Consider the following 12851-nt stretch of genomic DNA (forward strand, 5'->3'; position numbering starts at 1 on the left):
GTTCAGTTGTGAATGCATAGCTTTGTCTCACGATAGCAATCTTCTGCCAGTCACCTGAAAATGTACCCGGTATGAACACCTTAGCTTACATCATTTATTTGCTGATTACCTACCTGATCACTGTGCGTGTGGGCTTTATTTTCTACCGTAACGGAAGAGTATTTATACTCGACGTGCTACAGCAGAATGTGCCCCTGACAGATGCGATCAACCGTATCCTGCTCGTCGGATACTATCTGGTCAATCTCGGCTATGCTGCCCTGATGATCAGCACTTGGAGTACGATCGTCAACTGGACCGCTCTGCTGTTGTCCATCACCGTCATGACAGGAAAGATACTGCTGACACTGGCCGTGATGCACTACTGCAATATGATCGTGATCTATTTTATCAGTAAACGTAGTCAATCAATTCTTCACCCTTAAAAACACTGTTGTATGGAAAGTTCTCTGAATTTCGTCGCCTATCTGATCTATCTGCCTGTTGTTATTGGATTAACATGGTACGTAGCACATACTTTATTCAAAAACAGCAAGGTATTTATGCTGGATATTTTTCACGGAAATGAAGGCATTGCCCTGGCCACAAACAAACTGTTTGAAACCGGCTTCTATCTGTTAAACCTGGGTTTTGCGCTCTGGATCATGCAGATCGCCTATGACATCTCTACAAACCGTCGCGTGATGGAAGTACTCAGTGCGAAGATCGGTGGATTCTGTATCATGCTCGGCCTGATGCTTTTCTTCAATCTTTACCTGTTCTTCAGGGGAAGAAAAAGAGCTAAAACAGCTATCAAACCATTCCCACCAATACCTGTGACGGGTGCTTGATACCGGTCTGTCTTTTATCCCTGCCTCCGGCCTGTCCTGTTTAGCTAACCTCCTGCTTTAGATGCTTTGGCGTATGCCCCGGCATCTTTGGCGTTTTCCATACATACAAAAAAAACGCCTGCTCCGCTCCCGGAACAGGCGTTATCATTTTCAGGTAACGATCAGTTTATTGTAGCAACAGCTTCTTCGTTATCACTTTTTCGCCGTAGACAAATTTCAGGACGTATACACCTTTCGGTAACTGCGGAAGATGCAGCCTCATTTCCGGCTGTGCCTTCGCTGTATACACCTGTCTGCCATTCAGATCATACACAAATACCTGTCCCTGACCATTGTAGTTAGAAATGATCACCTTCGCCTGACCATCCGTAGCCGGATTAGGCAATATTTGTATAGACGGTTCTTTCATGATCGCCGGCGCTTCCTTCGTCACTGCCGTTGCCATGACTGCGGCAGCACTATTCGCCAGTGTCACCGTGCCATATCCCGCTGTGCTCTGATAATTGTATAAGGTACCAAACCATACGGCCTGTCCGTCACGTGCACCGCCATTATCATCATCATCGTAACCGGCATCAAATCCGAAGGAAATACCCGCTGACGGTGTGATACCCAGCTGCGACCATGGTATGCTGATTTCCACGGAATAGCCGCCGGTGATAGCTGCGTAGGCATGCTGCATGCCTGTGATTGCCACCTTGCTAAACAATCCGCTGCTGTTATACGCCTTGATGAACTGGTTATCCTGCCCATCGAAAACGCTTAGTTTATTGTTATTCGCATCAATGAATATCTCTACTGCATCATTATCCCAAGCATCTGGTGAATCAGCATACAGATTACCGTCCAGTACTCTCACGCCGATGTAAAGGTTATTCGCATCCCAGAGCACACCGAATGTCGCAGTATTATTAGGCGATCCCGTCGTCACTTTGCTGATAGTCTGTGACAAATTCCAGCTACTTTCACTCAGGTTACCATTCACCGTAATAGTACCTGCCGCAGGACGTGCCAGCATAGTGCCTGGCTGATTCGGATCGACTACACTTCCTACGGTTACCTGCACCTGATCAGCCGATGTCAGTGTGCCGTCACTTACAGTCAGCTGGAATACATATGTATTGCCGTTTGTAAGACCTGTGATCACGGGATTCGCAATTGCCGCATTACTGATCGTGACTGCTGGTCCGCTTACTTTCGTCCAGCTATAGGTCACACTGTTTCCTTCCGGATCAGCACCCGTACCCTGTAAGGTGACAGTCGTTGTATTGGCTGCCAGCGTAATGTCAGCGCCCGCATTTGCTACTGGTGGCTGGTTCTGCGGACCGCTACAGGTTGTCAGGTAAACCGTTCCAAATACTGCCGGATTGGAGAACGCGGTCGTATTCGTAGCAAAAGAAGTGATCTGCGCATCACGTGTACCATTGTTGTCGTCATCGTCTATTTGTACATCCAGTCCGAGTGGCTTGCCTACTGCTGGTGTCGTACCGATGGTCGCCCAGGGAATGGCCACTTCCAGGTTATAACCTGTGGTCGTAGCGTATTGTCTAAAGTTGATGCCGGTTGTTCCTGTAACAGAATTAGAGCCTGTATGTATCACATTATCATTCCACCTGAAGCCTAACTGGAAATCATTCGCACCGTCGTACGTGCTTCCTTTGCTGTTATCGCCGTCAATGAATATTTCCACTACATCATCTTCCCACCAGCTGGCACCCGAGTCTGAGATACGTGTGGCATCATTGACCTCTACCAGGAGATACAGGTTCGTATTATCGTACATCGCTCTCCATTTGCCGGCATAGTCTGACGGCAAACTACCCAACACCACATTGCTGATGTTCCTGACAGGCGCAATCGCCCATGCCGCATCAATGCTATTGTCAATTACCGGCGCTGTTCCGGATACCTGTGCGATCACCGGCGATACACAGGGTGGATTATCATTGTCCGCGATCGTCACCGTGGCGATCGTGTCTCCACCCAGTTTGTAAGATGCATCCGGTTTCAATGTCAGTCGTAATGTTTCCGGTCCTTCGAAGATCGCGTCATTTACCGGTGTGATATTGATCACTGCGGATGGTTGTGCAGGCGTCAGTGTGATCGTGCCACTCAGTGCCGGATTGGCCGTATAGTCGCTCGTGCCGGCTGTACCGGATACTGCATATTTAACGCTGATATTTTGTGAGAGCACAGACGTACTTACCGTGAACCTGCCCGCTGTGCCACTCTCAGATGCATTCGGTATTGTCGCCACTATATTCACCCCTGGCAGGATGGTCACTTTTCGTGTAGCGGTGAAGTTGCCACTGGCTGTCGTTACTGTGATATTGGCGGTACCGATACCGACAGCGGTCACTTTGCCTGTAGCATCTACTGTCGCTACTGCCGGTGCAGAGCTGGTCCAGGTAACGTTCTTGTTGGTCGCATCAGCCGGAATGATATCAGCAGACAACTGTAGGATCTGGCCTTCTGTCAACGTCGTATCATTACCTGGTTTGATGGCTACGCCGGATACAGGAATATTGATATGCTGTATGATCAGCTGGAAACTGTTATTACGGTTGATGTAGGCGCCTGATTCCGCATTGGTAACGGTCAGGTTGTTGAATGTTGCGGTGGTGGAGCCTGCCTGCACATACAGGCCGAATCCGCCATATACGTCGGACGGAACATCTCTTACGACTGGGTCGAGGCCTGTCCCGTCAATAGTGGTGTTGTTAAAAACAAGATGATGCAGGTTATTGCCATAGATCTGAATACCATCGCGCTGAGAACGCAGGATGGTATTGTTGTCGAATTGCATATTAAAAATACCACTGCCTCCGGCGTAGAACTCGATCGCACCTCTTTTCTGATTCCACAGGTCGTAGCTGGTACCGCAGCCAATCATCGTGTTCTCATATACCCTGATCAGGTCTCCCGGGTACTCAAAGGTGAAACCGGGGAAGTCATTCGTAAAGCGGATGGCAGAACCGCCTACGCCGTCTTTGATCAGGTTGTGATGGATCTCATGACCGGTGCCACCAAATAAAGCGATACTGCCGGCACGCCAGTTGTTTTCGATCGTGTTATACCGGAAGATATTGTTGCGGCAGGTGGCGGTGTTCCCGGCTACGTTGGCAGGCCATACTGCCAGACCATCATCCCCGTTATTCCTCACGCTCGATTGCTCCACCACAGAATTGGAAGTACCCTGACAGAAGTTTACGCCATCCGCATAGTTATTCCTGATACGGCATTTTGAAATGACCAGGTCATTGGTAATGTCAATGGGATAAGGCGCATCGTAACCTGCTATCCAGAAACCGCATTCAAAGTGTTCCACCCATATATCGTGTATACGGGAGCCGGTACCATAGGTTCCCATGAAACCTTTATACGTCTTGTACATTTCGCCAGGCAGTCGCGGATTGGCTTCGTCATATTTCAGACGGTCATTGTTGATCGTGCTGAGTGTAAAATTAGAGATCTCTACATTACTGGCCCGGCCCATAAAGCCGCCATAGAATTGTTTGTCGGTGGAGAAATAAACTTCGGTGTACCAGATCCCGGCACCCTGGATCTTCATGTTGCTGACATTCAGCGCGAGCTTGTCGCTCAGCAGGAAGCGACCCGCCGGAATGTACACATGTTTACTTTGTGCAGCAGCTGCTGCGATACAGGCGTTGAAAGCGGCAAAGTCGTCCGTCTGGTCATTGGCAACTGCGCCATAGTCGGTGACAGACAGAAAATTGGCCGGCATGGTCAATGCCGCCGGCACCGGTTCCAGTTCCACAAAGTCGAGCCCATAAGTGATGGCGTCATTGTTGTCCTTACGGATACTCAGTTTGTCGCCTGCATTCAGAGCCGCATCCAGTCTGAAGTGTACTTCGTCAAAACGCATAAATGTCTTGCCGCCGGGTGTCTGCACCGGATCTGCATCAGGAAAATACTGGTACGCCCAGTAGGAGGAGAGATTGATGGTGCGTACTTTCACACCGTTGACATACAGACCCAGGCTACCAGTACGGCCGGCACCGGTATTGTCGTCCGGCATCGTGAATCGCAGGTTGACGCCTTGCGCGGCCTGCGAGAGTGTCCATTCAACACCAGCGCCGTTAGTGGCCAGGCTGACATACTTCTGGTCAGAAGCCTCTGAGGCGATCTGTGTCTGAATGAACTGGGGCGATTGCTCCAGGGAAGCACCACCATCAAGTGCTGCATTTTCTGCTTCATAACGGGTGTAGGGCAACTGGTATGCGCCACGGGGTAAACCATCGCTTTGCGCCAGCAGGACCTTACTTTGCATCAGTAACAGTAAAAAGCATATCATCAGACGCCAGCGTGGAATAATGCACCGGCGTCTGAGCCGGGCAGGACGGACCTGCGTAATGGACGCGGAATGTGCCGCATTTGAGGGAAAAGAAGCGGGTTTTCTCATATAGAAGGTATTTAGAGACAGGAATTCTTCCAGGAGTGGCTCAGGATCAACAACGTGGTAATATTTTTCATCCGTGGTAATGTCAAAGGAAAAGAAGTCGGCTGAAATGGGCAAGTAATACGGAGAAAATATAGAAAATACGGCGGCTTTATGAAGGTGGTGCCGTTTTAATGTGTTCATCTGCAATCTGATATGGATATATGAACAGCTTCATTGATATAGGCCGTTTCAGCTGATTTATCGGGATGAACAAGGTTTTACGCCTTTTTAGAGGGCTCTTTTTTCCGTGGATATTTTGTTTAATTTAGCGGTACTATGAAATACCTGTACCATGGAAATTAAAGCTCATTTCTCCCGGATCGGATACATACTGTTAGGCGTATGGGTGCTATTGTTCTTCGTCATGATATTCCTGGAATACAGTCCGGCTGTCATGTTCATTTATGTAGCGCTATCCGTGTTCATCACCGGGGTCAAACCGTTTACCTATTCTATCTTACTGGAAAAAGACAGGGTAACGATCGTATGGTATAAGTATTTCATCAAAAGGAGGATTGTCCGCGATATCCAGTCGGTGACGATGGATGTCGTTTACATCCGCTCAAGCGGCGAACCGGACGATGCCGTACTCAAGATCTTTGCTGGCCCCAACTGTATTCACCGGGCATTTGCCAACCAGGGATTTGAAGAGGCTGATTTCCGGAAACTGATCGTAAAGCTGGAGAAATTTAAGATCAGCCGACAGGTTGTTTAACATAAAAAAGCGTTAGTCCCGTAACATACTCAATGACACTAGGCACCAGATATACACAGAGGGATCACATTAAAGGCCTGCTCATCGCAGCAACGATCATCGCCGCGTTGCTTTTTTTTCTAAAAGGCCGGTATTTTCTTAAAACAGGTATTTCTTTCAATATCAACTATTTATGTACTACCGGGTGGTAATGAAGGCTACCTGAGTATGTTTCAGGTACGTTTGAGATTCGCTTAAGTAGGCTTTCTCTTACGTTTCTCTTACGTTTTAAAACGTAAGAGAAACGTAAGAGAAAGCCTACTTAAGCGAACCTTGTCTTAATACAGAAAAACTTTACAGTTTTATTATGGAAGATCAGGATTGACTTTACAACTATTTCTAATTTCAGTTTGGACTTTACGGGTCAATACCCGAACATTGATCCAAAGCTTCCACTGAAACCTGTTAACACTGTACGACAAACCCGGCTTATGACGCCAAAACAACCCTTCGTGATGCGAAACCAACGCCTCGTCTGCTTTGTTCAGCTCCGTGTCGAAATCCTTGCTAATATTGTGTGATGAATGACAGCCAAAGGGCAGCATCCATAACTGGACTGGGGCATCCTGTTACACCTGACAACTGTTGCAACAAATGCCTGGGGTGCATTTGGAGTGATGGAAACTGTGACCTTAAGTGTAGTGAAAATAAACCTGCTTGATGGACGGGTTTGTCGTTCAACACTTACATAGCTTAAAACGTCGTCCTCAACAGGATATACGATTCAACAATGAATAAACCATGGAAGGAAAGAAAATAGTGATTATCGATCCACAGCATGACTTTACCGCATTAGAAGGTTTTTATGCGATAAAGCATAAAGCCATCCACCAGATGCGGGATGCCCTGCAACGAATCAACAACCTGCTCGCACGAACTGATAAAGATGCTATTATGATCCTTCGTTCCGACTACAGGCCGGACCAGTTTGCCCCCGGACAATCCATTTGTCTGCCAGGTACTACCGGTAATCAGATCGATCGTGACCTCGCTGTTGACCCAACGTACACATTTATCACCAAAACGGAACACAGCGCATTTAAGGCCACCGCCTTTACAGACTATCTGAAAGCAACAAAAACAACAACGCTTTTCATCTGTGGATTCCTTGCGGAATATTGTGTCAGACAGACAGCACTGGACGCATTACAAGGAGGCTATACAGTTTATCTGGTGGAGGACTGTATCGGAACAGGAGACGATGTACAACAGAGAAGGATGGATATGATTGAAGAATTACAGGAGAAAGGAGCGAGAATGATAAACAGTACTGCGCTATGACGTATACTAACCTCCATTGGTAGCCGTGCATAATTACATCAGGTCTTTATAATCTTAACACAATTGCGCTGGTTAAAATCCGGAAGTCAGAAGGAAACAACGGGCCTTATCTCATTGAAGCGCCCTAAACGTTTGATAGGTGTAACAGCATTCCCCATTTCAAAACATTTGATAACGCTCCATCGCACGTCCCGCAAAGGGGACACAGCCTGTAGTTCCTTCTGCCTTCGCTAGAGCACCTTAAGCAACACCAAAAAAACAACACCCAATAACACCCGTTGCTCCCTGCCAAAAAACCCTAAAATAAATAACTGTAATTTTGACAATTATATTATATTCATCCTGAATTTCACCGTTAGCATGAAAAACACCGGGAGTACTGACCGGTATAGACCTCTAGTGTAATTAACAAACCTCGGAAAAAACACAACAAAACCCAACGTTATGAAAACGCTCTACACACTTGTAGTGCTGTTGCTCTTTGCCTGTATTCCAGGCTTCGCGCAACAGACTGCCCCAGTCACTTACGCAGGAACAGTAACAGATTCAACAGGCATTCCTATCCCCGGAGCAACCGTATCCGTGAGGAACAGTAACAAGGGAGTGGTCACCAAGAATGATGGTTCCTTTACAATCCAGGCCACGCCCGGCAGCACACTCTTTGTCAGTATTGTAGGCTTCCAGACCAAAGAACTCGTCTTAGGCAGCGACACGAAATTGCAGGTGACCGTCACCTCGCAGGCCAGTAACCTGACCGACATCGTTGTAGTAGGTTATGGTGTCCAGCGAAAGGCATCTGTTACGGGGGCTGTAAGTACCCTTAAATCGGAAGATCTTGTGAGAACACCTGCCAGCACTACCTCGGCGGCGTTGGTGGGAAAAATGCCCGGTATAACGGCCCGCGCTACCGACTCCCGTCCCGGTAATGGTACCAATATCCAGATCCGTAACCTGGGTACGCCATTGTATGTTATTGACGGTGTGCCCTACACCGGTAGTACCGCTACTACAGGATTCGGATTTACTACCGGTTCCGGACAGGATATTTTCAATAACCTTGGTCTTGATGATATTGAGAACATTACCATCCTGAAAGATGCCTCTGCTTCTATCTATGGTCTGCGCGCCAGTAACGGTGTGGTGCTTGTCACGACCAAGAAGGGAAAGAAAAATGAAAGACCGAGTATCAACTTATCCGGCTACTACGGTTTTCAGAACTTCACCCGTTATCCTTATCCTGCGAATGCGGGACAATACGTTCGGGCACTCGTTGAGTCAGAGCAGAACCTCGGCCGTGATCCGTCACTACTGTACAATCCCGGTGAACTGGCCAAATGGGAAGCCGGTACAGAAAAAGGATATAAAAGTTATGACTATTACAAGGAAGTCCTTCGTCCGAATGTACCCCAGTCCTACATCAGCGCCAATGCCTCCGGTGGTTCGCAGCGTTCCAGCTATTATATGTCTGTCAGCCGCCTGAGCCAGGAAGCGCTGATCAAAGACTTTACCTTCGAACGTACCAATCTGCAGGCAAATATGGAGGCTAGTCTGGCAAAAGGACTGAAGGTCGGTACACAGATCAGCGGTCGCCTCGAGAAACGCCATAACGTAGGCGTACCAGGGCTGGATGACTATTTCAATCCACTCCTCAGTATCTTCAGTATGTGGCCTACTGAGAGCCCTTATGCGAACGATAATCCAAAGTACATCAATCAGACGCATAATGTGAACGTGAACCCTGTAACCTACAGAGACGATATCACGGGTTATGTAGATGAGTGGTGGAGAGGTATGAACGTCAATCTCAATGCACAGTACGATTTTGACTTCGGACTAAGTGTGAAAGGCGTGTATTCCTATAATTATCTCAATGAGGAATTCGACGGATTTGAATATACCTGGAATGCTTATAAGTATGATCCGCTCACGGACACCTATAACACAGAACCGGGCTTCGGTAATCAGAACCCCTGGCGTGAAAGACACAAGCGTAATGTCATCTCCCGTTACGCACAGTTCCAGCTGAGTTACGCCCGTAAATTCGGTTCGCATAACCTCTCTGCTGTTGCGGCATATGAGCTGTCTGACTATGACAACTCCTACTATGTTGTACATACGATCCCTACCAATAACTATGTGCCTGTACAGTACCTTGTCGAACAGGATTATCTGTCGGATGAATGGAACCTGGAAGCAAGAGCAGGATACATAGGCAGGATTAACTATGACTTCAAATCAAAATACCTGATAGAGGTACTGGGCCGTTATGATGGTTCTTATCTCTATGCCAGAGGTAAGCGCTGGGGCTTTTTTCCGGGTGTGTCACTCGGCTGGAGGGTCTCTGAAGAACCCTGGCTGAAAGGCCGTTTTGGGAATGTGCTGAATGACCTGAAACTGAGAGCGTCTTATGGTGAGACCGGTAGTGAGATAGGCTTCTCCAATGGTAATCCGCCGAACGCTTTCGACTACATGGCGGGGTATAACTTCAACCAGGGAGGAGCGGTCATGAATGGTGGTTATGTGATCGGGTTAAGGCCACGTGGTTTGCCGGTGACAGAATTATCCTGGGTGAAAAATAAAAGTATTAATGCAGGTATCGACTTTACATTGTTCAACAATAGTGTGAGTGGTCAGATAGATGTGTTTGAACGCCGCCGTTCCGGTTTGCCTGCTGCCCGCTATGATGTGCTGTTACCCAGTGAAGTAGGTTATTCTTTACCTAATGCGAACCTCAATGCCGACGCTACCAGGGGTATTGAAGGTATGGTCACCTATAGCGGCAAAAAGGGGGATGTGAACTATTCTATTGGTGTCAATGCGACATATGCACGGCTGAGAAGCGTAAGTACCTATAAGCCCCGCTTCGGTAATGCATGGGATAAATACCGTAACGCTATAGAAGACCGCTGGTCGAATGTAACATGGGGCTACCATGTGATCGGCCGCTTTGAATCAGAAGAGCAGATCAAAAACTATGGTATCAATAACGACGGACAGGGTAACCGCACCGAGTTGCCTGGCGATTTTATGTATGAGGACGTAAATGGTGATAAGATCATCAATGGGCTTGATCAGCGTCCTATTGGTTATGCGCAGGGTGCGCAGCCTTACGTAAGTTTCGGTATCAATGGTAGTGTAGCCTGGAAAGGGATCTCCCTGCGTTTTGATTTTGCTGGCGCTACCATGCAGTCTTACCTGCGCGACTGGGAACTGCGTTATCCGTTCCAGAACAATGGTTCTTCTCCTGCCTATATGCTGACAGACCGCTGGCACAGGGAAGACCCGTATAACCCCGACAGTAAATGGATCGGTGGCAAATATCCTGCTATCAGAAAGGATAACACTACGCACGTGAACTACGCTGTAAACGATTTCTGGATCACCAATGTAAGGTACATCAGACTTAAAAACCTGGAACTGGGATACAGCTTCTCCCGTGATATGCTGAAACGTATCGGCCTCGCAGGACTGCGTGTATATGTGAACGGCACTAATCTGTTCTCCCTCGATAATGTAAAAGAGTATGAGATCGATCCGGAGATCAGCTCTACAAACGGGTTGGTGTATCCGCAACAACGCCTGTACAACTTTGGTTTTAACGTATCCTTTTAACGCTTATTAACTACAGCAATCATGAAACGAAATTATATATACAGCCTGATGGTAACAGGTTTGTTCCTGCTGACCAGTTGTATGAAAGACTGGCTGGACAGAGAGCCACGTACCATCCTCTCCGATGAACAGGTATGGAACGACCCTAAACAGATCGTCGCTTTGCTGGCGAATTTCTATGACAGGATCCCTGCGGAGAGTGGATTGACAGACATAAACGACGGTGCTGACGGCAGGTTATTCCAGTGGCGTAACATGGCGAATTATGACGAGGGAATGTGGAGTGGACAGTCCAATGAAGATGGCCGTAATAACATCACTTCCTATGGCTTTAACAGCTGGTATCTCTGGAACTATACATATATCAGGGATATTAACCTGGCGCTGGAGAACATTGAGAAATATGGTGTGTCACTATCTGCAACGGCAAAGCAGCAGTACTCCGCGGAACTGCGTTTCCTGCGTGCATTGAATTACTTCAATCTGGTAAAGAGAATGGGCGGTGTACCATTGGTTACTACACAACTGATCTATGATTACTCAGGTAATGTGAGCAATCTGCAATTACCACGCGCGAAAGAGTCAGAAGTATACGATTTCATCGCGGCCGAAGTAGACGCTATTAAAGAAGTCCTGGGTAACGCCGGTAGCACTACCCGCGCCAACAAATACACGGCGCTGGCATTGAAAAGCCGTGCGATGCTATATGCTGGTTCACTGGCAAAGTACAATGGTCTGATGGCCGCACCTATTACAATGCCTGGCGGAGAGGTCGGTATTCCGGCCGCGCTGGCAGAGAGCTATTATCAGAAGGCACTGGCTGCCTCCAAAGAGATCATTAATGGCGGGCCCTATACCCTTTATAAGAATAACCCCGATGCCGGTGAAAACTTCTACGAGGCGGTGACTAAAAAAGCGAATAACAAGGAGGTGATCTTTGTGAAGGACTTCCTGTTGCCGACCCGCAAACATTGGTTCTCTTATGACAACATCGCCCGCGGCGTAAGAGAAGATAACCTGGGATCATCGTCTGTTGTGCCTTCACTGAACCTGGTGGAGAGCTTTGAATATAAGGATGGGTCAAATGGTGCGTTGAAGATCCGGACTGCTGATAACAGCGACTTTATCTATTATGATAACGTGTCAGATGTCTTTGCAAATAAAGATGCGCGTTTATACGGTACGATCATCTATCCCGGAACATCGTTTAAAAGCCTTGCTGTATCTATCCAGGCAGGCGTGATGGTATGGAACAGCGGACGTAATGCCTATGATGTGGTGGAAGGCAGCGATCTGGGTACGACATACAGTGATGGCAAATTACTGACAGGCACGTCCGGTCCTCATCGTTCCATACAGGAGGTTTCTAATACCGGTTTCTATCTGCGTAAATACATCGACCCGAATGACAAAACCAGTACCCGTGGTGTTCAGAGTGACGTTTGGTGGGTATGGTTCCGTTTGGGAGAGATCTATCTGAATGCAGGAGAGGCCGCTTTTGAACTGGGACTGACCGGCGAGGCGCTGACGTATATCAATGCACTACGTGAGAGAGCTGGCTTTGGTATGAATAGTCTGACATCGCTGACCATCGCGCGTATCCGCAATGAGCGCAGGGTGGAGCTGGCGTTTGAAGATCACCGGCTGTGGGACTTAAAACGCTGGCGGCTGGCCGATAAAGTATGGAATGGAAGTTCCTCTAATCCTGACGCCATGATCTATGCTTTATATCCGTATCGTGTGATCCGCCCGGGAGATGCGAACCGTGATGGCAAGTATGTGTTCGTGAAAATGGTGGCCCCGCGATTCAGGGCGCCGCGTTTCTTCCAGTTGGGGAACTATTATACAGCGATCGATCAGTCGGTGCTGAATAATAATCCGAAGATCATCAAGAATCCATTCCATTAACCTG

The 12851-nt window shown here is 47.9% G+C and carries 7 protein-coding genes; 6 read left to right on the forward strand and 1 reads right to left on the reverse strand.

What is annotated here, in order from left to right:
- The first annotated feature begins 71 nt into the window (after positions 1-71).
- Positions 72-425: a hypothetical protein gene (locus tag GWR21_RS00200; RefSeq protein WP_162329770.1), complete on the forward strand. Its 354-nt coding sequence runs from the start codon at positions 72-74 to the stop codon at positions 423-425.
- 12 nt (positions 426-437) lie between these two features.
- On the forward strand, positions 438-830 hold the full coding sequence (locus GWR21_RS00205; protein WP_162329771.1) for a hypothetical protein: 393 nt from the start codon (positions 438-440) through the stop codon (positions 828-830).
- Positions 831-996: 166 nt separating this feature from the next.
- Here GWR21_RS00205 and GWR21_RS00210 read toward each other — a convergent pair whose 3' ends face one another.
- Positions 997-5253 (reverse strand): sugar-binding protein, encoded by a 4257-nt coding sequence (locus GWR21_RS00210; RefSeq protein ID WP_162329772.1) that lies wholly within the window; start codon positions 5251-5253, stop codon positions 997-999.
- Positions 5254-5584: 331 nt separating this feature from the next.
- Between GWR21_RS00210 and GWR21_RS00215 the strand changes: the two genes are divergently transcribed.
- The 4 genes from GWR21_RS00215 to GWR21_RS00230 all read left to right on the forward strand — a co-directional run bounded on the left by GWR21_RS00215 (position 5585) and on the right by GWR21_RS00230 (position 12847).
- Positions 5585-6007 (forward strand): hypothetical protein, encoded by a 423-nt coding sequence (locus GWR21_RS00215; RefSeq protein ID WP_162329773.1) that lies wholly within the window; start codon positions 5585-5587, stop codon positions 6005-6007.
- Between the two features lie 780 nt (positions 6008-6787).
- Positions 6788-7327 carry a cysteine hydrolase family protein gene (locus GWR21_RS00220; protein ID WP_162329774.1) on the forward strand — a complete coding sequence of 180 codons (540 nt, stop codon included), beginning with the start codon at positions 6788-6790 and terminating at the stop codon, positions 7325-7327.
- 444 nt (positions 7328-7771) lie between these two features.
- The gene (locus GWR21_RS00225) at positions 7772-10939 is read left to right on the forward strand and encodes a SusC/RagA family TonB-linked outer membrane protein (protein WP_162329775.1); all 3168 of its coding nucleotides are present in this window, start codon (positions 7772-7774) and stop codon (positions 10937-10939) included.
- Positions 10940-10960: 21 nt separating this feature from the next.
- Entirely contained in the window at positions 10961-12847 is a 1887-nt protein-coding gene (locus tag GWR21_RS00230) for a RagB/SusD family nutrient uptake outer membrane protein (protein WP_162329776.1), read from the forward strand.
- Positions 12848-12851: the final 4 nt, after the last annotated feature.

This window comes from Chitinophaga agri (assembly GCF_010093065.1).
Taxonomy (GTDB): Bacteria; Bacteroidota; Bacteroidia; order Chitinophagales; family Chitinophagaceae; genus Chitinophaga; species Chitinophaga agri.